Genomic DNA, 20,511 nt, shown 5'->3' with positions numbered 1-20,511 from the left:
AAGGGCTCTCAGGACACAAAAAGATTACAGCACATTGCTGGTTTTGCCTTATTTGCGGCTGTAATGTCAGTTCATAACGTCTTGCAGATGCAAGAACGTCTGTTTCTGCTTGCCTGTGTTCGGGGGCACAAGGAAAATGCAGGAATATTGATAACTTTGAGTCCGGGAACAGGAATGCAGAACAGAGTGACAGAAAGCCGGTTGTTTTCAGAACGGCAGGGGCATTTGATCCGCTTTTCCAGTGCAGCCATTGCAATGAATTTCAGCCCGGATGCTGCCCGGCGGGCCCTGCGCGGCCTTTGTCTCGGAACAGTGGTTCTGTTGCTGGGGGGCTGCAGTCTGATCGAATCCCTCAGAGGGCAGCCGGAGGTCGAGGCTGCACCGGCCCCGCAAAGGCCGGAGGCGCTGGAAGACCTGCAGAAACCTGAAGAGGTTGTCGTGTTACCGCTGGTGCCAAAGAGGCGTCCGGATGCCCCGGAACGCCCCGAGGAAGTGAGAGACAGTCTTCTGCCCGAGGGCTTGCAGGTGCACCAGACTGTCATTACCGAACTGTCCCAGACAGAGCAGGGAGCGGTCGAGGAAATCCCTGTAACGGCAGAAGGCCTCGTGGGGGCTGATTACGGGGCGTTGCTGTCCATGCTGGGACAGCCTGTTTCAATTCGCGAGCAGTACCCGGCCAGGGTCTGGAGCTATCAGACGGATCTGTGCAAGCTGAACGTCTATCTTTTCCCGCGGCTGGAGCAGGCAGCCATTGCCGTACAGGGCGGGGAGCTTCAACCGGGATCGGAAGTCCAGGAGTTGAGGTTTCGCGCCCTGACGCTGGAGGTTTTTGAACCCGAGGACATGTCCGCTGAAGCAAGGGCCTCGCAGGAAGAAACCGTTGTTGCTGCTGAAACGGAAGACGGACAGGAAAACGGGCAAAGGGCTGCGGCCTTTGAAGAGGCCTGTGTGGCCTCGGTTGTCCGGGATCACCGCACCTTTTTGAGAGAGCTGCGAGCGAGGGATTTGCAGAGCGGGGGAAATGACGGGGATGATGTGACCCCGAGCGAAAATGCATCCGGTGATCTGGAGGAAAAGACAGACGCAGATCCCGCCAGTGAAGATGAAACGCAAAAAGAGGATGCCGAACAATGATTGGAATGGCACGATCCGCACACTACAGTTCCTTGTCACAGACCAGCAGGGAGAGCTTCAAGATGTCAGGTGAATATGGAAAATCTTCTGTTCCGGACAGACCGCGTGTCGTTCTGGTTGATGATGATGCTCTTTTCCGTGAATCCCTTGGTTTGAATCTGGAAGAGGAAGGCTACGAGGTTCTGGCCTTTGCATCCGGTCAGGAAGCCCTTGATCATCTGCTGAACGAACCTGCGCCGGACCCGATCCTTCTGGACTGGAGAATGCCGGGACTGGACGGTCTTGCTGTTCTGCGCCGCTTGCGTGAAGCACAGCGCCCCAATCCTGTGATCTTTCTGACCATGCTCAGCGATGACATCTACGAGGAAGCTGCCCTGAAATGGGGGGCTGTGGATTTCATCGACAAGTCCCGCAGGCTGTCCATCATTCTGCAGCGCCTGAGCCTGATTACAGTTGCGGGCAAGGGGCAGACACAGCAGGACGCTGCACCCCAGGCCGAGGCAGGCGAGGTCGAGCAGGTTCTGACGGTCAATCATGGCCGTTTCGGTGATCTGGAGCTGAGAGATGACATCAACCGTGCCTTCTGGAAGGGAACGCAGCTTGATCTGACACTGACGGAATATGCGATTGTCCGTCTTCTGGTCACGCGTGCCGGTCGGGATGTGACCTATCGGGATATCTATGATCTGGTTCACGGCAAGGATTTCGTCGCTGGCTATGGAAGTGATGGTTACAAGGCAAATGTCCGATCCTTCATCAAGCGCATTCGCAAGAAGTTCCGCGATGTTGATGAGTCCTTTGCCCTGATCGACAACTATCCGGGCTTTGGGTATCGCTGGCAGCCTCAGCAATAGGAATTGCCGGCGATTATTTGAAACAGCTGTGTGGGGACAGCTTGGGGAAACAACATGCGGGATGACAAAGGGCAGGCAATGTCCGGAGATTTCCTGACCGGCGAGATGGGGCGGGAAATGACGGGCAGGCAGACAGAGAAAGGCAGAAGGAAAAATGCTTCTGCCGCAGACGGTTTGCGAAAAAGGCGAAGTGTGGAACGCACAGAGTCTTCGGGCTTCGCCGTGCGCTCCCTTATGGGGAAACTTGCGCTGATCATTGTGGTCTTTGTCGCTGTTCCCGTCATTGTCTACAGCCAGTTCAGGGAAGCGGATGATGACCGTCAGGTTCTCATGCTGGCTGCACTGGAAGAACAGGGACGGCTGATGACCGAGAGTCTGCGCCCGGTTCTGAAGCAGTCCCAGCCCGTTGCCCTGACAGCCCTGCCCGAAGCCCTGGAGCGCGTGGCAACACCCGAGGCGGGGGTGAAGGTCCTCTTCCGCCCGAGTGGTGATGAGGGCTTTTTCTTTGTTGCCTCAGAGCCTCGCCTGTCCATGGAGGACCTGCAACAGGAGCGTCAAAGCCTTGAAGAGCGTGGTGTCTTCGAGAGTATGACCGAAGGCTGTGCCTTTGCCCGGGCCAGGGCTTTGCGCCACCAGAGACCTGATGGTGCCGAGGAACTTCTGACATCCATGTCGACTCTGCAGACGGAGGAAGGATGCTGGATTCTGATTTCCACCCAGACGGCAGAGGTCTTTTTGGGATCGTCGGTTGGTCGGCCTTACTGGCAGAGCATCGAAGTCCAGATTGCAGCGGCAATCTATGTGGCGCTGGCGCTTCTGACCACGGGGATTTTTGTCTCTGTCTGGCGTGATCTCACCCGTTTCCGAAATCTTGCGCGCCGCATCCGCCATCAGCAGGGTGGGGATATGGCTGCGGTTTCCTTTACACGAAACAACCGCGTGCCGGAACTCGAGCCTGTTGCGCGCGAATTTGACCATATGATCCAGTCGCTTCAGGCGTCCTCCAACAACCTCAAGGCTGCTGCAGAGGACAATGCGCATGCCTTCAAGACGCCGCTGGCCATCATGAGACAGGCGCTGGAGCCGCTTCAAAGAAGTGTCTCCGAAGACAATCCACGCGGCCGTCGTGCCCTGCAAATTGTCACAGAAGCGCTGGAGCGGCTGGACTCGCTGGTGGCGACAGCGCACCGGCTTGATCAGAGCTCTGCAGATCTGGTTGTCCCCCCGCGGGAGACGGTTGCCCTGTCCTCCCTCTTGTCCCGGATGGCAGAGGCCTATGCCCCCCGCTTTTCTGCGCAGCAGGTTTCGCTGGTTGCGGAGATCGAGGAAGGGCAGAGCGTTCTTGCCAGCGATGATCTGATTGAAACGGTTGTGGAAAATCTTCTGGACAATGCACTTGAGGTTTCTCCGCCTTCAACGACAGTTTCCCTGTCTCTGGCCAAACGCGGGAGCTCGGCTCTGGAACTTTCGGTTCGGGATCGCGGGCCGGGTGTTCCGGATAGCGAACTGGAGCGGATTTTCGAGCGCTATGTTTCCTACCGGTCTCAAACGCCGGGCAGTGGAGCAACCGGCAGTCCGCATATGGGAATCGGTTTGTGGATTGTCCGCAGGAACATTGAGGCGATTGGCGGGGAAGTGCACGCGGAAAACCGCAAGGACGGGGGGCTTGCCCTGGTGATTTCCCTGCCTGTTGCCACCTGATTTCAGGCGGCTTTTATGCTGTGTGTGTTTTCCGCTCCGATAGAGCTTCTCAAGGTCGGATAATAGCGCAAAAGTGTCAGGGCCCTTAAGGCGAAGAACCCGCTGAAGGCCAGCCAGAGGCCGTGATTGCCGTAAAAATGGCTCAGAACAAGGGCAGAAACAGCATAGACGATGGCTGACTGCACCATGCCGTTGCGCAGGGCCGAGGTCTGGGTTGTTCCCGTGAAAACACCATCGAGCTGATAGCTTGCCACACCAACCAGAGGTGAAATGGCCGCCCAGATCAGGTATGTCTCTGCATTGATTTGAACTGCGGGGATGCTGGTAAAAAGGCTGATGATTGCAGAACCGCCAAACCAGAAGGCCAGGGCAATGACCAGCGAGGTGCCGGCAGCCCACAGACTGGACTGGCGCACGGCGGCATCAAACAGGGATCTGTCTCTGGCACCTTTGGCCTGGCCGGTCAGGATTTCGGCAACATGTGCAAAGGCATCCAGAGCGTAGGACGCCAGATAGACAAGCTGGATCAGCACAGCATTGGCCGCAAGTGTCTCTTCGCCAAAGCTGGCCCCCATTTTTGTGAAGAGGCCAAAGGACAGCACAAGACAGGCCGAGCGGATAAAGATGTCGCCATTGACCTTTGCCAGCGCCAGCAGGCGGGCCCGTTCAAGAACCTGCGCCCAGTCCGTTCTGAGGCGGATTTTGCGCAGGCCTTGGAAGGCCATGACAAGGCCGGCCAGAAAACCGGTGCCCTCGGCCAGAACGGTTGCAAAGGCGACGCCCTTGATGGTCATGTTGAGTTCAATGACGAACAGCAGGCTCAGGGCAATGTTGACCAGATTGATCAGGACCTGGAGAAAAAGGGTTGTCCGGGTTTGTCCCCGCCCGAGGAACCAGCCGACCAGAGCATAGTTCCCAAGTGTCAGGGGGGCAGCCCAGATGCGGATTTCTGCATAGTCCCGGGCAAAGCCGGACACCTGTTCTGTTCCACCCATAAGCCAGAGGCCTGCCGTCAGCAGGGGCCACTGCAAAAGAACAAGAGCCACGCCGATACAAAGTCCCGAGATAAGAGGGCGCAGAAGACTGGCCTTCTGTTCCATCTGGTCTCCGGCACCCAGAGCCTGTGCCGAAAAGCCGACGGTGCTGAGGCGGAGGGAGCCGAAGCTCCAGAACAGAAAATTGAAGACAACCGTCCCGATTGCAACGGCTCCCAGATAGGCTGCATCGGGCAGGTGCCCCATAATTGCCGTGTCAACAAGACCCAGTAATGGTGTTGTCAGCGTTGTGATGATCAGGGGAATCCCCAATGACAGAACCTTTTTGTGAGGGACAAGATCGCTGGCAGAACCAGCTGTTTGCGCAGTCCTGTTTGCAGCCTCCTGAGGCGTTTGTTCTGACATTGTGGCGGATTCCTGAAAGTGTTCTTTGCGAGTTGGATCTGCAAATTACATCTTTTTTCAGGTGAGTGCGACCTGTTTTACAGCTTGGGGTTTTGCGAAAGCCCGGGCAAAAAAAGAGGGGACAACACGATCAGAGAGAGAAGAGAGAGAAGCGATCGTGTTGTCCCCTGTTGAGTGCTGCATCCCTGGGAATTACGGGAATGCAGCGAGGTCAATTCATGAGCTGTGAGGGCTTTTGTCTTGTAGTTTTGTTGTTGGACCGTGATCCGCCGCGGCGTCTGCGGGCCAGGGTATTGAGTTTTCCCGAAAGGGTCAGCGTCTCTTCCAGAAAGCCTTTGAGACGCTGACCTTCGGTGGTCAGGCGATGATGCTGCCCCTCATCACTGAGGAGTTTGAGGACCCTGGACGCAGCCTTTGCCGGAGAAAGATCGTCAGCAAGGCTCAGCAGCCATGTGACAAAAATATCTTCTGCCTTGAAGGTGCTGTTCCACAGAGAGTTGCGAGTGGAAAAAAAGTCTTCAAACAGCGAACGGTGGAGGATTGCACGCGGATCTTCCGGTACGGACCGGAACCAGACATCTGCTTCTTCTGAGCTGAGAGAGCGTTGCCCCAAAAGGCACAAGCGTGCAGACAGGGAGAGAGAACCCCCGGCTGTGCTTTCGCTGTCAGACAAAAAGGAAAGAGAGAAACCTTTGGATTCTGAAGTTTTCAGATCATCCAGGGACAGTTGGCTGTCCATCATGCCGGCAATGGCACTTGTCGCGTTCATATAAGCCTCCACCGGTGCACCCCGCCCGGAAAAATGGGTTGAAACAGTGCGCGGCAGGTCTCCTGGCTTATGGCTCGTAAACGCTTTGATCGCCTTCCCGGAAAAACCAGTGGACTTTGATCAATGCTGGCCATCTACAGTTGCGGGGGCAGCTTTGGAGTTGAAATCAGACTTTCTGACTTCGCACCAAATTCCCTTTTCATCCCGGTCAGAAGCGATCCTGACAGGGAAACCGTGCGATGTGTCCTGAGACTATGATTTTCAATCCGTGCTGTCAACACAGCTTTTGGGACGGGTGTGAGGAAAAATGCCTGGAAGGCTACTACAAGCTGTGTTTTTCATGGAAAATACACAAGATATTGTAGCTTTATCCCGGGTGCTCAACGCGCGGATCAGTGGCCGAAAAGAGTGCGGACAGAGATCGTTTTTCTGTAGATTGGCTGTGGAGTCACGTCATGGTTTTCAGCGACCGTCAGCAGTTCTCCGTCGACTTCTGCCTTGCCGATCAGGGCGTTTTCCGTTTCGAAGCTGATTGCGGCTGTTTCACGGGATGGCCTGACCGGATTGTGAGCGGAGCGGGCAAGGGCCAGTGATGGATGCGCCTGCGGTTTGATCCTGTTGCCGGTTTCTGTTGTCTTCTGTTTCTGGGCTTCCTGTCTGGCTTTCAGAGCAGCGCGGCGTTCCTCTGCTTCGACCTGCATGATTTCCTGGCGCTGCCTGTTCGCATCCTGCTGCAATCCCCGCCATGCCTTGATGGCCTTGTGGCGATAGGGGCCGGCATATTTGGGCGTTGCAGAATGGTAGCGGCCGACAGCCATGGTCCAGGATCTCATTTCTTTTCTCAAATTGAGTAAAAAATTGCCTGCGTAGCGTGCGTTGGCGTAAGGGTCGAAAGCTTCTTCCAGATTGGCAAAGGCATCAGGGTGGTAGTGAAGATTGACCTGCATGCAGCCGACATCGATATTCCGGACGCCTTTGGCTTTCAGTTTCTTCACCTCGGCAATCGCTGCCGCCTTGTTGGGAAGATATCGCCCCTTGCCTTCTGCCATGACCGTCCAGGGCCAGGCCTGTCTGCTTTTGCTTTTGGCATCCCATTTCCCGGATTCAACCAGGGAAATGGCGCGCAGGAGATAGAGGGGAATCTTGTTGTCCCGCTCGACCTGATCAATGGCAGAGCGGCAGAGTTCAGCTTCGTGGGACAGGGCGCCTGCAAGGGGATCGGCAAGAGATGGCTTGATTTGTCCGGGGTTGACCGATGCCTTCGCCTGGAACGCAAGACCACAGACAAGGGCAAGGGAGACAAGGCCGCCTGTCAGGTGTTTCAGGGTTTGCGCTGGAAGGATGGGCAGGGATTGCATGACTGACTCCGTTTCATTCCGGAGATGTTATGCAAATGCAGTGCCAGATTTCCTGTGTGGGAGGATCAGTCCGTTGCTTTCAGAGTGCGCTGCATCACAATGACGTCGAGCCATTTGTCATGCTTGTATCCGACCTTTTCCAGTAATCCGACTTTTTTGAAGCCAAGTGCTTTGTGCAGCCTGATGGAGGCGACATTGTCAACACCGCCGATCAGGGCCAGCATCCGGGCAAAGTCATAACCGCGATTTGAGGGTTCGCTGCAGGCCACGATCAGGCTTTGCAGGAGTGCACGGCCGATGCCCTTTCCGGTTTCTCGGGGGGCAAGGTAAATGCTGTTTTCCACAGTGTGGCGATAGGCCGGGCGGGTGTGATAGGGCGCAACATAGGCATAGCCGATGACAGTTTTGCCGCCATTCTGATCGCTTCGTTCCGCAACAAAACGCGGATAGTCCTGCGCTTCCAGTCCGTCCAGTTTGGCTGAGATGATTTCGAGGGAAGGCGGTTGTTCCTCAAAGGAAGCGGTGCTGTTTTCCACATGCCAGGCATTGATGGCCCTGATGGCGTGATAATCTGCAGAAACCATGGGGCGAATGGAAACAGAATCGCTGGACATGTGGCTATCCGAGAAATGCTGATGAGGAAAGGGGCTCCGGTACAGAGCCGGTTTCTCTATTGCTATTGACCGGCCAACGGATAGTCAAGCTGTTCCAGCTCATCCGGATCCAGAGACAGAAGCGAGTCAATGACGGCATTGAGAGCCTGCTCGACCGATTGCATGCCGGATGTTGGCTCCAGTGTGTTTTCGTCCATGTAAAGCTGTCTGGAAATCTCGATCTGGAGCAGGTGAACTCCCTTGGAGGGTGCGCCGTAATGGCGTGTGATGTAACCCCCGGCATAGGGCGTGTTGTGCAGAACATTAAAGCCGCAGGTTGCGAGTCGTTCCTGTGCGGAGGAAGAGACAGCATCATGGCAGCTGGTTCCAAAGCGGTCGCCCAGCACAAAATCCAGTGAAAGGCTGGTCCTGTTTGCGGCTTGCCGGGGGGCGAAGGGGTTCAGTTGCCGGAAGGCAGAGTTCATGCCGGGCAGATTGAGGCCGGGCATGGAGTGGCAATCGAGAACAATACAGTAACCGAAATCGGCCTGTGCTTCCCTGATCAGGTTATCCAGGGCCTGATGATAGGGACGGTAGCAGTCTTCCAGTCTGGCCTGTGCCTCGGCATAGGGCAGGGGCTTGTCGTAGATATCAATGTGGGTGCTGACGCTGCGGGGAACAGTGCCCAGTCCGGCATTGACCCGCGGGCTGGTTGTGTTTGCTCTTTCCGGAAGGGGATCGCTGAACATGGCTGGATCAAGTTCCAGTTCCTCGCGGTTCACATCGACGTAGGCCCTCGGGAAAAGAGCCTGGACCATGGCCAGAGCGTTTGCCTCTACCATGGGTTTGAGCATCCGGTCGACATAGGCGTCTTCCGAACGGCGAATGGAATAGCTGTTCAGACAGGACTGTGTCAGGAAGCTGTCCGGATAGGTCCTTCCGCTGTGGGGGCAGGAGAGAATCAGGGGATGTTTCAGCTCTTCCGGACGGTAAAGAGCCAAGGCATCTTCCCTTTTGGTGAAGGGACGTGCTATGGAAGCCGGAGATGAGCTGGACTGATTCATTTCGAAGTCTTTATTTCCAGAAAAATTACAGGTTTTGCAGTTTTAACCTGCATTCCGTCTGTAATTTTAAACAAGAGGTCTTTGAAATCCCAGCAGAAAAACGTTACAAAAAGATACGGGCAGGCCTTGGGGAAGGTTTACGGGGGCCCGAAAGACAGGCTTTGGGGGAGCTATGGCTAGAATTTTACTGGCCGAGGACGATGAGTCCTTGCGCCGTTATATCGCAAGATTACTCGAAAAAAATGGTCATGATGTCTGCACGGCATCCGATGGCTCTGAAGCCATGGGCATGCTGACTGGCGTTGCCTTTGATCTGCTTTTGACAGATCTGGTGATGCCGGGTGTGGATGGAATGGAACTGGCCCGTTTTGTTGCGGATCTTTATCCGGAAACTTCGATCATGTTTATCACGGGCTTTTCGGCTGTGCCGATCCGTCAGGCCCAGAAGCTGGACAGTCACCGGGCTGTTCAGGATGCAAGGGTTCTCTCCAAGCCCTTTCATCTCAAAGATATTGTCGAGGCTGTCGAAGAGCAGCTCAAACGCCGCAATCCGGCTCTTTTTCATACCGGAGAACAGGAGCCGGTCTAAAAAACTGTCATCTTTATGCGGGAATCCTGTATAAAGGGTCTTGCAAAGCCATTTTGCTTTTGGTACTTCCATCTCCACCGGCGCAGTTGAGCCTGACTTTCAATCGAAAGCGACTGCAAACAAACGGTTTTCAGGGCGTATAGCTCAGCGGGAGAGCACTTCGTTGACATCGAAGGGGTCACTGGTTCAATCCCAGTTACGCCCACCATCAAAACCCCAAGGGAAACCTTGGGGTTTTGTCGTTTTGTCACTCCGAGACAATTTCCTTTTGTGGAAAGTAGCCGCGGGTTCCGCCGATCGGCAGGGTTGTGAAGCTTTTTTCGGAAAGTTCGGCGTCCCTGAGGGCGCTGGACAGGGCTTCCGGCGGTTCGGTGACGGGTTCGCTGGTCAGGACAAAGGTGCCCCAGTGCATGCCGATGGAGTTGCGCGACAGGATGTCTTTGTGAATGTTCACGGCATCAACCGGGTCGACGTGTGAAGCCTTCATGAACCAGCGTGGAGCGTAGGCCCCGATCGGAATCAGGGAGAGGTCAAACGGGCCGAGCCTGTCGCCGATCTGCTTGAACTGGACGTCGTTGTAGCCCGTGTCGCCTCCGAACCAGAGATTGGCCTCAGTGTTCGTAAATTTGATCGCCCAGGAGCCCCAGAGGGATTCGTAGCGGTCAAAGAGCCCGCGGGCAGACCAGTGCTGGGTCGGGGTCAGGGTAAAGCGGACCTGTCCGAAATCATGCTCTTCCCACCAGTCAAGCTCAACAACATTGGTGACGTTTTCGTCTTCCAGAAGTTCCCTGTTTTTGAGTGGAACATACCAGACCGGACCATTGCCAAGTGCGCGGATGGTTTCGTTGTCCATGTGGTCGTAGTGATTGTGGCTGATCACAACGGCATCGATCCTCGGCAGGTCTTCGAGGGTGATGGCAGGTTTGGTGTAACGCTTCGGGCCTGCAAAGGAGAAGGGCGAGGCGCGTTCTGAAAAGATCGGGTCTGTCAGAATGTTCAGGCCATCGTGCTGGATCAGAAAGGTGGAATGCCCCACCCAGGTGACCTGTACTTCAGCCGGGTCGGGATTTTTGACACGCTCAAGGTCAACCTCCTGACGGGGGATCGGAGGGCTTTCTGCAAGAGCTTCGGCATCCGGCCATTTTTCCTTGAAGCGGACATCAAACCAGAAGTTAAAGAAACCGGCCTTTTTGTTGTCATCGAAATAGAGATTGCGGAAGCCGTTTTCCGTGTGATGGGCCTTGGGGGCTGTGGGGTCGAAGGCCTTGTCAGCCTCGCTGGCGATGGAGCAGCCCGTGATCATGGAGAAAAGGGCAGGAAGCAGGAGCTTGCGCATGAAAATCTTTTTCTTTCCGGTTGGAGCTGACCGCGGGTCAGTCTGAACACAATTGGCTATATATTGGAAAGAAAGGGTGGCGGATCAACTCCCCTTATTCCGCGATCCGGCTTTCCAGCTCCTGACGGGAAGCCTGCAGCAGGCACAAAAGCTCCTGCTGACGATCACGGGTAAAGCGTGTGACTGGCCCGGACAGGGCGAGAGCCCCGACCAGTTTTCCCGAGCCGGAGAGAAGCGGCAGGGCAATCGAGGCAACGTCGGGATCACGTTCGCCCTCGGAGTGGGCATGACCTGTCTGGCGGACGGCTTCCCCGCCTTCTTCCGGGTCTGGCGAGAAAGCGAGCAGCACCTTGCCGCTGGCACCGCATTCAAGGGGCAGTGTCGTGCCTTCGGTGATGCTGTGGCGAATGGAGCGATCCGGCTCGCTGCGCAACAGGCAAATCCGCTGTGCTTTGTCCCGTACGTAAAAGGACGCCGTTTCCCCTGTGCTACGCGACAGCTGTTCAAGTTCTGCGCGGATCATCGTGTTGAGGTCGAAGTTCTTTCGATAGAGTTCCCCAAGACGCCCGAGTGATGAACCGAGAACAAAGGTTCCGGAAGGTTGTCTGGAAAGATAACCAAAGCGCTCCAGTGACACGGCGAGCCTGAGGATGGTGCTTTTGTAAAAGCCTGTCCGTTTGGAAAGCTCTGCCAGAGACAGTTCGGCTGTTTCCCGATCAAAGCTGTCGAGAATGGAGAGCGCGCGTTCAACGGCTTCAACGCCTTTGGGTTCTGCTGGGGACAAGGATCGGGACTCCGGTGGATTTGACAAGGCATGTTGATTTTCGCAAAATTCTACTAAATAGAACTATATTCTGTCTAGTAGAACGATTGTCTGAGTGAGGATGAAATGCCATGGCGAAAATGCTGGAGGGAATTCGGGTTCTGGACCTGACAAATGTTCTGGCCGGGCCTTTTTGTTGCCATCAACTGGTTCACTTCGGTGCCGAGGTGATCAAGGTGGAAGCTGCCGGGCGGGGCGATCTTGCGCGCCAGCTCGGTGCCGATCCCGCGTTGAATGCAAAAAACATGGGGGTTTCCTTTCTGGCACAGAATGCCGGAAAGAAATCCGTGACCGTGAATTTGAAGAATCCTGACGGGAAGCCCCTTTTCAAGCGACTGGTGAAAACGGCAGATGTCGTGGTCGAGAACTTTCGCCCCGGCGTAATGAACCGTCTCGGCGTGGGTTATGACGTTCTCGGGGCGTTGCATCCCGAACTCGTCTATTGTGCAATTTCCGGCTTCGGGCAGGACGGTCCCTGGGTGCATCGTCCGGCCTATGACCAGATCATCCAGGGCGCGTCCGGAGTGATGTCTGTGACAGGGGATGCGCAGTCTGCTCCCCTGCGGGTCGGCTATCCCATTGCGGACACCATTGGCGGGATGACGGCAGCCTTTGCTATTGCGGCCGCTCTGAACGCCCGGCCCAGAGGAGCTTTTCTGGATGTTTCCATGCTGGAATCTGTGCTGGCGACAATGGGCTGGACGGTGTCGAACTATCTGATTGCCGGGGTTGAACCGTCTGCGCAGGGCAATGAGAACCCGACCTCTGCGCCATCGGGTGCCTTTGAAGCCGGGGGTGGTCTTTTGAATATTGCAGCAAACAAGGACGAGCAGTGGGTCCTGCTTACGGATCATCTGGGCTTGCAGGCGCTTCGTGACCGGCCGGAATACGCAAGCCGTGAAGAGCGCAAAAATAACCGTCTGGCGCTCAAGGCAGAGCTGGAAGCGGTTCTGAAAACCCGTCCGGCGCGGGACTGGGCGAAGGAACTCAACCGGATCGGTGTCCCCGCCGGCGCTGTTCTTTCCGTGCCGGAAGTGCTGGAAATGCCGCAGATCGCAGAGCGCGGCTTCCTGGCCAGTTTTGAGAATGTCCCCGGTGTCGGACGGGATATTGAAATCGTGACAACGGGGGTCAAGCTGGATGGAAAGGCTCCGGGCGTTGAAAGCCCGCCTCCCGAGCTGGGACAACACAACGACGAAATCTGGATGGAACTGGGTGTGTCCCGTCAGGAACTCCGGAATTTGAAGGAAGGAGGAGCCTTATGAATGGACAGGGCAGTGATGTTGCGGACTGGTGGACGACATCAATCATCGACATGAGACCGGGGCAGATCCGTTTTCGGGGGCATCCCGTTGAAGATCTGATCGGGCAGGTGAGCTTTCCGCAGATGATCTGGCTGATGACCCGGGGCGAGTTGCCTTCTGTCGAGCAGGCCAGACTACTGGAATGCGCCTTGGTTGCAGCGGTGGATCACGGACCACAGGCTCCTTCCATTGCGACCGCTCGTATGGCTGTTACCTGTGGTTTGGGCCTCAATGGTGCCATGGCTTCTGCTGTAAACATGCTGGATGATGTCCACGGCGGAGCAGGAGAGCAGGCGGTCGAGCTTTTCAACTGGATTGATCAGGCCGTTGCGGGAGGGCTGTCTCTGGAGGAAGCCACCGCGCGGATGGTCGACAGATGGCAGACAGAACGCACGGTTTTCGTTCCGGGGTTCGGACACCGTTTCCACAAGCCGGAAGACCCGAGAGCACCCCGTTTGCTGGGGCTTGTGGATGAGGCTGCCAAAGCCGGGGTCGTCTCCGGGCGTTATGCCGGGATCGGGCGGGCCCTTCAGCTGCTTTTGAACGAGCGCAAGGGCAAGCCCGTGCCCATGAATATTGATGGTGCAACGGCTGTGATCTATGCCGAGCTCGGTTTTGAAGGCCCGTTGGCCCGTGGTCTTTTCTGCCTGTCACGCTCTGTGGGGGTGATGTCTCACGCCTGGGAGCAGATGCAGCAGGGCGGACGGAACAAGGGCCCGACGCCGCCAGCCTATCGCTGGAGCTATGATGGCCCCAATCCCATTGGGGAGTGAGAAACGGCCCTGCTTTGAAGGCAGGGCCGGGGTCGCATTTTCTTAACTTTGTGTGTTGTGAAAACGCAGGGAGTTCCCGATATCCGCAATCGGTGACAGCAAGCCGAAATCGAATTCCGGACGGGGCCTGTCCTGAAGAACCCGCTCGGGCCAGTCGGGGGCTGCCAGTGCGGCTTTGCCGATGGAGACAAAATCAGCCTTTCCGGCTGCAAGCAGGGCTTCAGCCCGATCCGGTTCGTCAAGCTTGCCGTTGGCGATAACGGGCAGTCCCGAGAAGGCCTTCGCCAGAGCAGCGAGTGTTTGACCGCCTTCCTGCCCGAAGGCCGGCTGATCTCCGTGGTGTTCGGTTGTGTGCAGGAAGGAGGCTCCGGCTTCGGCAAGGCCCGAGAAGATGAGCTTTGCATCGTCTTCGGCACCGGCCCAGCGATGGTCGTAATTGTTGACCTTGGCCTGGGAGATGCGCACACCAAGAGTGAAATCCTTTCCGGCAGCCTCCCGCACGGCTGCTGTGATCTCGCAGGTCAGGCGGATGCGATTGGCAACGGAACCGCCGTAGTGATCGCTGCGCAGATTGCTGTAATCCGTTGCAAACTGATCGAGGAGGTAACCATTGGCTCCGTGGATCTCCAGTCCGTCGACACCGGCATCCTGAGCGCGACGCGCAGCATCCGTGAAGCCCTGAACAACATCTTTGATGTCGTCAGCGGAAAGCGCTTTGGGCAAGGCATATCCTCCCTTGCCATGATAGATTTCGAGCTGCTCGCCCATGGGCTGAAACGCACTGGGAGCAGCGGTTTCAGAGCTGAAACGGTTGTGCTGGGACAGAGCGCCGGCATGCATCAGCTGCATGATCACTTTTGCACCGGATTCCTGAACGGTCCGGATCAGCGGTTTCCAGCTTTCAGCCTGGGTTTGATTGGCGATGCCGGACTGGTTCCGGTATCCCTGGGAATAGAGTTCGTCTGTATAGACCCCTTCTGTAATGACGGCGGCAAATCCTCCATCGGCAAAGGCCTTGTAATAGTCGCTCATCAAGGGACCCACCTCGCCGGACGGCAAGGCGCTGATGCGGGTCATCGGAGCAACAAGAGTCCGGTTTTTGAGGGGAAGACTCCCGAGATTTGAGGGGGAAAATAAGACAGGATGGCTCATGGGTTCATTCCTTTCAGAGAAAAGCTGAAGCCAGTTTATTTTTTCCTGTTTGTTTGTATATAATGCCTTTTCTTGAAACATTTTTTACGAATAGTGGTGTAATGTGGCGCAATTCAATATCGCTGAAACCCTGAAAATCTTCTGCGTGGTTGTTGAGCAGGGCAGCTTTTCTGCTGCGGCCCGTCAACTGGGTGTGACGCCGGCCTGGGTGGCCCGTTCAATCTCCAGACTGGAGGAACATCTGGGCTCGGCTCTTGTTGTGCGCTCCACACGCTCCCTGCGTCTGACGCCGTCAGGACAGCAGTGCCTGCAACTGGCTTCATCAATTGTGGAGGATATCGACGGGCTGGAGAAATCCATGCGTGAAAGCTCCGAAGGGGTTTTCGGCTCGCTGTGCCTGAACATTCCCTCCATCGTTGCTTTCCAGTTTATGGGGCCGATCATTGCTGATTTCAGGGCGCTTTATCCGAAGGTCAGGCTCAACGTGACGGTCAGCGATGAATTTTCCGATCTCTACTGCGAGCAGTTTGATGTTGTGATGCGCATCACCCGCTCCCTTCCTGACAGTGGGCTGATTGCCCGAAAACTGCAGACGGTGCCGCGGGTTCTCTGCGCAACGCCGGAATATCTGGCTTCCGCGCCGACGCTGGAAACAGTGGAGGATCTGGCTGAACACCACTGTCTCGTCTTTTCGGGAAACAGGGGAAACGGTGTGAATATCTGGGAGTTGAGACAGGAAGAACACACTGTTGCCTTCAGGCATTCAAACTGTTCCTTCATGAACACCAGCTATCTGATCCGGACTGTTCTTCTGGCGCATGGTGGCGTGGCCTTCCTGCCTTATCCCGTTGTGGCGGGAGACATTGAAGAGGGCAGGGTTGTCTCTCTCCCCTTTGCCGGGGATGCTGATCCCTTTTACCTCTATGCCTTGAGGGCGCCGACGAAATACCTGCCTGCACGGACGAGGGTCTTCTGGGACTTCCTGCGGGACAGGCTGTCATGATTGTGATGCAGGGAAAAGGCCATGAGCGGATTTTACCGGTGTTTGAAACTTTTGGGTATTACGCTTGGTTTGGGTGTCCTGTTTGTTCTTCTTCTGGGGATTTACAGGTTCAACTTCACCAGCGATAACATCTATCTGCAGCAGCCTGACGGTTCTGTGGTGCCTTATGAGGCCCATGAATAAAAAAGGGGGGCGACCGTGGAACGGCCGCCCCCCTTGTCTGAGCTTTTGTGTTCTTAACCGTGCAGATCGAAGCGATCCAGTTCCATCACCTTGACCCATGCTGCGATGAAGTCATTGATGAATTTTCCGCTGGCATCGTCGGAACCGTAAACCTCGCAGAGTGCGCGCAGTTCGGAGTTCGCACCGAAGACAAGATCAACCGCAGAACCGTTCCATTTCTTTTCACCGGACTTGCGGTCAAAGGCTTCGTAGAAGTGGTCACAGTGCTCGGATTTCTTCCACTCGATGTTCATGTCGAGCAGGTTGCGGAAGAAATCGTTGGTCAGGGTCCCGGGGGTGTCTGTGAAGACGCCCATTTGGGACTGACCTGTGTTTGTGTCCAGCACACGCAGGCCGCCAACGAGGACCGTCATCTCCGGAGCCGTCAGGGTCAGAAGCTGAGCGCGATCCACCATCAGTTCAGGTGCGGAGCGGCGGTGGCCTTTGCTGTAGTGGTTACGGAAACCGTCAGCAGTTGGCTCCAGAACAGCGAAGGATTCCGCATCTGTCTGGGCTTCTGTGGCATCCGTTCTGCCCGGTGTGAAGGGAACCGTCACGTCGTGACCGGCTTTTTTCGCTGCGGCCTCAATACCGGCAGAGCCGCCAAGGACGATCAGGTCGGCCAGGGAAATCTGTTTGCCGCCAGCATTGAACGCGGACTGGATGCCTTCCAGGGTTTTCAGTACGCCGGAGAGCTGTTCCGGATCGTTGACAGCCCAACCGTTCTGCGGAGCCAGACGAATGCGGGCACCGTTCGCACCACCACGCTTGTCACTGCCGCGGAAGGTGGAGGCAGAGGCCCATGCCGTGGAAACCAGCTGGGAAACGGACAGGCCGGATGCCAGCAGTTTTTCTTTCAGGCTTGCAACATCGGCGTCGTTCACCAGTTCGTGGTCAACGGCGGGAACCGGGTCCTGCCAGATCAGGTTTTCTGCAGGAACCTGTGCTCCGAGATGACGGGCTTTTGGACCCATATCACGGTGTGTCAGCTTGAACCAGGCGCGGGCAAAGGCATCTGCAAACTCTGCAGGATTTTCCAGGAAGCGTCTGGAGATCGGGCCATAGATCGGGTCCATGCGCAGCGCCAGATCGGATGTGAACATGATCGGAGCGTGTTTCTTTGCAGGATCGTGGGCATCCGGAACGAGGTCAGCCGCCTTCGGGTCTGTCGGGACCCATTGCAGTGCACCAGCCGGGCTCTTGACGAGATTCCAGTCGTAGGCAAAGAGCGTTTCAAAATAGCTGTTGTCCCACTGGATCGGCGTTGGTGTCCATGCGCCTTCAAGGCCGGAGGAGATGGTGTCTCCGCCTTTGCCGGAGCCGTAGGTGCTTTTCCAGCCAAGGCTTTGCTCTTCGAGGGAAGAACCCTCAGGAGCTTCGCCAACATGCGCGGCATCACCTGCACCGTGCGCCTTGCCGAAGGTGTGCCCACCGGCGATCAGGGCGACGGTTTCCTCGTCATTCATGGACATGCGTCCGAAGGTTTCGCGGATGTCGCGTGCCGATGCAATCACATCCGGCTCACCGTTCGGGCCTTCCGGGTTTACATAGATCAGGCCCATCTGAACGGCTGCAAGCGGGCTGTCGAGATCGCGTTCACCACTGTAGCGCTCATCGGCAAGCCATTCGATTTCCGGACCCCAGTAGATGTCGTCTTCCGGCTCGTAGATGTCTTCGCGACCACCAGAGAAGCCAAAGGTTTTGAAGCCCATGGTTTCCAGGGCGCGGTTGCCTGCAAAGATCATCAGATCGGCCCAGGAAATGCGACGGCCGTATTTCTGCTTCACAGGCCACAGCAGCAGGCGGGCCTTGTCGAGGTTGACGTTGTCCGGCCAGCTGTTCAGCGGTGCAAAGCGCTGATTGCCCGTGGAGGCACCACCGCGACCGTCAAAGTTTCTGTAAGTTCCTGCAGAGTGCCAGGCCATACGGATAAAGAAAGGGCCGTAGTGGCCGTAATCGGCAGGCCACCAGTCCTGGGAGTCTGTCATCACGGCATCGACGTCCTTGGCCAGTTCGTCGAGGTCCAGCTTGCTGAACTCTTCCGCATAGTCGAAGTCGTCATCCATGGGGCTGGTTTGCGGTGTGTTCAGGTTCAGGATTTTCAGGTTCAGGCGGTTGGGCCACCATTGCTGGTTGGCAGAGGTCGATGCCGCTGCCTGATTGGCCTTGTGACCCATGACAGGGCACTTGCTGATATCTTTGTCGTTTCCGTTATCCACTAGATCTCTCCTGTAGTGAGTTTGCGCTTTTTTGTTTCGAGTTAAAGATAACATCGGGCTTCTGATCGACTAAATTGATTTATGTGATTATTATAATTCAGAAGATCGATTATTTTTTGCCCTGCTTCTGTGCGGGGCTTCTCGTTTCCCGTAAACCCGGGGAAAGTGTCCTGTCCTGATGATAAAAGGTTCTCCCTGTCAGGGGCTGATGTCAGCGGGATGACGGCTCGGGGATGATCAGCTCAGATGGCGCAGATTTCAGAGCGGGTCAGGAAGCGCTTTTCACGTCCGTTATCCAGTGAGAACATGCCGCCCCGGCCAGGGACGACATCAATGATCAGTCTGGTGTGCTTCCAGACGTCGTACTGGCTTTCGCTGATGTAGAACGGAGCGCCGCCAATTTCGCCCAGCAGCACATCGTGATCACCAATCAGAAAATCGCCCTGTTCGTAACACATGGGGGAGGAACCATCACAGCAGCCGCCGGATTGATGGAACATGACCTCTCCGTGATCGGCCTGTATTTCGCGGATCAGTTCAAGTGCAGCATCGGTTGCAACAACTTTTTCTTCCATTTCAAACTCCCTTGCTTACAGAAAGAGATGGGGAGGAGCGGGATAAAATAAAGGGCAGGGTCAAAGCCCTGCCCAAAGTCTGTCCTAGAAGAAGCCCAGTTTTTTCGGGCTGTAGCTGACCAGCATGTTTTTGGTCTGCTGGTAGTGATCCAGCATCTTCAGGTGGTTTTCCCGTCCGATGCCTGACTGTTTGTAACCGCCGAAGCAGGCGTGAGCCGGATAGGCATGGTAGCAGTTCGTCCACACGCGCCCGGCCTGGATGGCGCGCCCGAAGCGATAGCAGGTGTTCGCATCGCGGCTCCACACGCCTGCTCCCAGTCCGTAGAGTGTATCATTGGCAAGGGAGAGCGCTTCGTCGTTATCCCTGAAGGTGGTCACGGCAACAACGGGACCAAAGATCTCCTCCTGGAAAATCCGCATGGAGTTGTTGCCCTTGAAGACCGTCGGCTCAACGTAGTAACCGCCAGCCAGATCGCCTTCCATTCTGGCCTGATTGCCGCCCGTCAGGACCTCGGCACCTTCCTGACGACCAATGTCGATATAGGAGAGGATTTTTTCCAGCTGCTCTGATGAAGCCTGGGCGCCGATCATGGTCTGCGGATCGAGCGGGTTGCCCTGGACGATAGCCTGCACACGGCTGAGTGCGCGATCCATAAAGCGGTCATAGAGGCTCTCGTGGATCAGGGCACGGCTCGGACAGGTGCAGACCTCTCCCTGATTGAGGGCAAACATGACAAAGCCTTCGATGGCCTTGTCAAAGAAATCATCGTCCTCGCGCCCCACGTCTTCAAAGAAGATGTTGGGGGATTTGCCGCCAAGCTCCAGTGTGACGGGGATGATGTTCTGGCTGGCATACTGCATGATCATGCGGCCGGTTGTGGTTTCACCGGTAAAGGCCAGTTTGGCAATACGGTTGCTGGTTGCCAGGGGTTTGCCTGCTTCCAGACCGAAGCCGTTGACCACGTTGAGAACGCCGGGTGGCAGAAGGTCGCCAATCAGCTCCATGAGAACCATGATCGAGGCAGGTGTCTGTTCTGCCGGCTTGAGGACAATACAGTTGCCGGCAGCCAGGGCAGGAGCAATTTTCCAGGTCGCCATCAGCAGCGGGAAATTCCAGGGAATAATCTGGCCGACCACACCCAGTGGTTCATTGAAGTGATAGGCGATGGTGTCGTCATCAATGGGGGAAATGGAGCCTTCCTGGGCGCGAACAATGCCGCCGAAATAGCGGAAGTGATCAATTGCGAGGGGAAGGTCGGCAGCCATTGTCTCGCGGATAGGCTTTCCGTTGTCCCAGGTGTCGGCCTGTGCCAGCAGTTCCAGATTGTCTTCCATAACCTGGGCGATGCGATTGAGGATGGTGCCCCGTTCGGCCTGCGAGGTTTTCCCCCAGCTGTCCTTTGCTGCGTGGGCTGCATCAAGGGCTAACGCAATATCCTTGTCATCTGATCGAGCAACTTCGCAGAGGGGTTTCCCGTTGACGGGGGAAAGATTTTCGAAATAGCGTCCATTGACGGGCTCAACAAACTTGCCACCAATGAAGTTTCCGTAACGCGCTTTGTATTCAAAACCCATTTTTCGTCTCCCTGTGATATTGGCATGGTAAAATAGTGAGGGATGATTTGTAATCGGGTCAACGAAA

19 protein-coding genes, 1 tRNA gene and 1 riboswitch are annotated in these 20,511 nt (G+C 56.0%); of the genes, 9 read left to right on the top strand and 11 right to left on the bottom strand.

What is annotated here, in order from left to right:
• Window positions 1-174 precede the first annotated feature (174 nt).
• The 3 genes from AAAH10_RS07605 to AAAH10_RS07595 all read left to right on the top strand — a co-directional run bounded on the left by AAAH10_RS07605 (window position 175) and on the right by AAAH10_RS07595 (window position 3,689).
• Window positions 175-1,134: a hypothetical protein gene (locus AAAH10_RS07605; protein ID WP_343562187.1), complete on the top strand. Its 960-nt coding sequence runs from the start codon at window positions 175-177 to the stop codon at window positions 1,132-1,134.
• Entirely contained in the window at window positions 1,131-1,988 is an 858-nt protein-coding gene (locus AAAH10_RS07600; RefSeq protein ID WP_343562186.1) for a response regulator transcription factor, read from the top strand. The genes AAAH10_RS07605 and AAAH10_RS07600 overlap by 4 nt, the downstream gene beginning before the upstream one ends.
• A gap of 78 nt (window positions 1,989-2,066) precedes the next feature.
• Window positions 2,067-3,689 carry a sensor histidine kinase gene (locus tag AAAH10_RS07595; RefSeq protein WP_343562184.1) on the top strand — a complete coding sequence of 541 codons (1,623 nt, stop codon included), beginning with the start codon at window positions 2,067-2,069 and terminating at the stop codon, window positions 3,687-3,689.
• A gap of 2 nt (window positions 3,690-3,691) precedes the next feature.
• Here AAAH10_RS07595 and AAAH10_RS07590 read toward each other — a convergent pair whose 3' ends face one another.
• The 5 genes from AAAH10_RS07590 to AAAH10_RS07570 all read right to left on the bottom strand — a co-directional run bounded on the left by AAAH10_RS07590 (window position 3,692) and on the right by AAAH10_RS07570 (window position 8,873).
• Window positions 3,692-5,089, bottom strand: a complete 1,398-nt coding sequence (locus AAAH10_RS07590; protein WP_343562182.1) for an MATE family efflux transporter — start codon at window positions 5,087-5,089, stop codon at window positions 3,692-3,694.
• Window positions 5,090-5,300: 211 nt separating this feature from the next.
• Window positions 5,301-5,858, bottom strand: a complete 558-nt coding sequence (locus AAAH10_RS07585; RefSeq protein ID WP_343562180.1) for a hypothetical protein — start codon at window positions 5,856-5,858, stop codon at window positions 5,301-5,303.
• A gap of 35 nt (window positions 5,859-5,893) precedes the next feature.
• A riboswitch (cobalamin riboswitch) is annotated at window positions 5,894-6,110 on the bottom strand.
• Window positions 6,111-6,250: 140 nt separating this feature from the next.
• Window positions 6,251-7,216 (bottom strand): lysozyme family protein, encoded by a 966-nt coding sequence (locus AAAH10_RS07580; RefSeq protein WP_343562178.1) that lies wholly within the window; start codon window positions 7,214-7,216, stop codon window positions 6,251-6,253.
• A gap of 65 nt (window positions 7,217-7,281) precedes the next feature.
• Entirely contained in the window at window positions 7,282-7,830 is a 549-nt protein-coding gene (locus AAAH10_RS07575) for a GNAT family N-acetyltransferase (RefSeq protein ID WP_343562176.1), read from the bottom strand.
• Window positions 7,831-7,892: 62 nt separating this feature from the next.
• Window positions 7,893-8,873: an N-formylglutamate amidohydrolase gene (locus AAAH10_RS07570; protein ID WP_343562175.1), complete on the bottom strand. Its 981-nt coding sequence runs from the start codon at window positions 8,871-8,873 to the stop codon at window positions 7,893-7,895.
• A gap of 172 nt (window positions 8,874-9,045) precedes the next feature.
• Here AAAH10_RS07570 and AAAH10_RS07565 point away from each other — a divergent pair, with 172 nt between their 5' ends.
• Together AAAH10_RS07565 and AAAH10_RS07560 are read left to right on the top strand one after the other, a co-directional pair.
• A complete protein-coding gene (locus AAAH10_RS07565; RefSeq protein ID WP_343562173.1) occupies window positions 9,046-9,462 on the top strand; it encodes a response regulator in 417 nt (138 codons plus the stop codon).
• 133 nt (window positions 9,463-9,595) lie between these two features.
• Window positions 9,596-9,670, top strand: a tRNA-Val gene (locus AAAH10_RS07560).
• Window positions 9,671-9,709: 39 nt separating this feature from the next.
• On the opposite strand, the gene AAAH10_RS07555 is transcribed toward AAAH10_RS07560, so the two are convergent.
• A complete protein-coding gene (locus AAAH10_RS07555; RefSeq protein ID WP_343562171.1) occupies window positions 9,710-10,798 on the bottom strand; it encodes an MBL fold metallo-hydrolase in 1,089 nt (362 codons plus the stop codon).
• Window positions 10,799-10,892: 94 nt separating this feature from the next.
• Entirely contained in the window at window positions 10,893-11,582 is a 690-nt protein-coding gene (locus AAAH10_RS07550; protein ID WP_343562169.1) for an IclR family transcriptional regulator, read from the bottom strand.
• 110 nt (window positions 11,583-11,692) lie between these two features.
• On the opposite strand from AAAH10_RS07550, the gene AAAH10_RS07545 reads away from it, so the two are divergent.
• Together AAAH10_RS07545 and AAAH10_RS07540 are read left to right on the top strand one after the other, a co-directional pair.
• A complete protein-coding gene (locus AAAH10_RS07545) occupies window positions 11,693-12,886 on the top strand; it encodes a CaiB/BaiF CoA transferase family protein (protein ID WP_343562167.1) in 1,194 nt (397 codons plus the stop codon).
• Window positions 12,883-13,698, top strand: a complete 816-nt coding sequence (locus AAAH10_RS07540) for a citryl-CoA lyase (protein WP_343562165.1) — start codon at window positions 12,883-12,885, stop codon at window positions 13,696-13,698. Before AAAH10_RS07545 ends, AAAH10_RS07540 begins: the two co-directional genes overlap by 4 nt.
• Window positions 13,699-13,740: 42 nt before the next feature.
• Here AAAH10_RS07540 and AAAH10_RS07535 read toward each other — a convergent pair whose 3' ends face one another.
• Window positions 13,741-14,850 (bottom strand): NADH:flavin oxidoreductase, encoded by a 1,110-nt coding sequence (locus AAAH10_RS07535; protein ID WP_343562163.1) that lies wholly within the window; start codon window positions 14,848-14,850, stop codon window positions 13,741-13,743.
• 103 nt (window positions 14,851-14,953) lie between these two features.
• Here AAAH10_RS07535 and AAAH10_RS07530 point away from each other — a divergent pair, with 103 nt between their 5' ends.
• Window positions 14,954-15,853, top strand: a complete 900-nt coding sequence (locus AAAH10_RS07530) for a LysR family transcriptional regulator (protein WP_343562161.1) — start codon at window positions 14,954-14,956, stop codon at window positions 15,851-15,853.
• A gap of 21 nt (window positions 15,854-15,874) precedes the next feature.
• On the top strand, window positions 15,875-16,036 hold the full coding sequence (locus tag AAAH10_RS07525) for a hypothetical protein (RefSeq protein WP_343562159.1): 162 nt from the start codon (window positions 15,875-15,877) through the stop codon (window positions 16,034-16,036).
• 53 nt (window positions 16,037-16,089) lie between these two features.
• Here AAAH10_RS07525 and katG read toward each other — a convergent pair whose 3' ends face one another.
• The 3 genes from katG to adh all read right to left on the bottom strand — a co-directional run bounded on the left by katG (window position 16,090) and on the right by adh (window position 20,444).
• Entirely contained in the window at window positions 16,090-18,294 is a 2,205-nt protein-coding gene (katG, locus tag AAAH10_RS07520) for a catalase/peroxidase HPI (protein ID WP_442490266.1), read from the bottom strand.
• A 242-nt stretch (window positions 18,295-18,536) separates the two neighbouring features.
• Entirely contained in the window at window positions 18,537-18,869 is a 333-nt protein-coding gene (locus AAAH10_RS07515) for a DUF779 domain-containing protein (RefSeq protein ID WP_343562157.1), read from the bottom strand.
• Window positions 18,870-18,953: 84 nt separating this feature from the next.
• Entirely contained in the window at window positions 18,954-20,444 is a 1,491-nt protein-coding gene (gene adh / locus AAAH10_RS07510) for an aldehyde dehydrogenase (protein WP_343562154.1), read from the bottom strand.
• Window positions 20,445-20,511: the final 67 nt, after the last annotated feature.

It is taken from the genome of Carbonatibacter coralli, from assembly GCF_039592655.1.
In the GTDB taxonomy this organism is placed as follows: Bacteria; Pseudomonadota; Alphaproteobacteria; order Kiloniellales; family Kiloniellaceae; genus Carbonatibacter; species Carbonatibacter coralli.
This window is presented reverse-complemented; position numbering and strand designations above follow the sequence as displayed.

What these genes read in the sequence shown, in the direction of transcription:
- AAAH10_RS07535 (WP_343562163.1), bottom strand. Translation starts at nt 14,850, where the DNA reads ATGAGCCATCCTGTCTTATTTTCCCCCTCAAATCTCGGGAGTCTTCCC.
- AAAH10_RS07540 (WP_343562165.1), top strand. Translation starts at nt 12,883, where the DNA reads ATGAATGGACAGGGCAGTGATGTTGCGGACTGGTGGACGACATCAATC.
- AAAH10_RS07575 (WP_343562176.1), bottom strand. Translation starts at nt 7,830, where the DNA reads ATGTCCAGCGATTCTGTTTCCATTCGCCCCATGGTTTCTGCAGATTAT.
- AAAH10_RS07515 (WP_343562157.1), bottom strand. Translation starts at nt 18,869, where the DNA reads ATGGAAGAAAAAGTTGTTGCAACCGATGCTGCACTTGAACTGATCCGC.
- AAAH10_RS07565 (WP_343562173.1), top strand. Translation starts at nt 9,046, where the DNA reads ATGGCTAGAATTTTACTGGCCGAGGACGATGAGTCCTTGCGCCGTTAT.
- AAAH10_RS07605 (WP_343562187.1), top strand. Translation starts at nt 175, where the DNA reads ATGCAGAACAGAGTGACAGAAAGCCGGTTGTTTTCAGAACGGCAGGGG.
- AAAH10_RS07555 (WP_343562171.1), bottom strand. Translation starts at nt 10,798, where the DNA reads ATGCGCAAGCTCCTGCTTCCTGCCCTTTTCTCCATGATCACGGGCTGC.
- AAAH10_RS07600 (WP_343562186.1), top strand. Translation starts at nt 1,131, where the DNA reads ATGATTGGAATGGCACGATCCGCACACTACAGTTCCTTGTCACAGACC.
- adh (WP_343562154.1), bottom strand. Translation starts at nt 20,444, where the DNA reads ATGGGTTTTGAATACAAAGCGCGTTACGGAAACTTCATTGGTGGCAAG.
- AAAH10_RS07525 (WP_343562159.1), top strand. Translation starts at nt 15,875, where the DNA reads ATGAGCGGATTTTACCGGTGTTTGAAACTTTTGGGTATTACGCTTGGT.
- AAAH10_RS07590 (WP_343562182.1), bottom strand. Translation starts at nt 5,089, where the DNA reads ATGTCAGAACAAACGCCTCAGGAGGCTGCAAACAGGACTGCGCAAACA.
- AAAH10_RS07570 (WP_343562175.1), bottom strand. Translation starts at nt 8,873, where the DNA reads ATGAATCAGTCCAGCTCATCTCCGGCTTCCATAGCACGTCCCTTCACC.
- AAAH10_RS07585 (WP_343562180.1), bottom strand. Translation starts at nt 5,858, where the DNA reads ATGAACGCGACAAGTGCCATTGCCGGCATGATGGACAGCCAACTGTCC.
- AAAH10_RS07595 (WP_343562184.1), top strand. Translation starts at nt 2,067, where the DNA reads ATGTCCGGAGATTTCCTGACCGGCGAGATGGGGCGGGAAATGACGGGC.
- AAAH10_RS07545 (WP_343562167.1), top strand. Translation starts at nt 11,693, where the DNA reads ATGGCGAAAATGCTGGAGGGAATTCGGGTTCTGGACCTGACAAATGTT.
- AAAH10_RS07580 (WP_343562178.1), bottom strand. Translation starts at nt 7,216, where the DNA reads ATGCAATCCCTGCCCATCCTTCCAGCGCAAACCCTGAAACACCTGACA.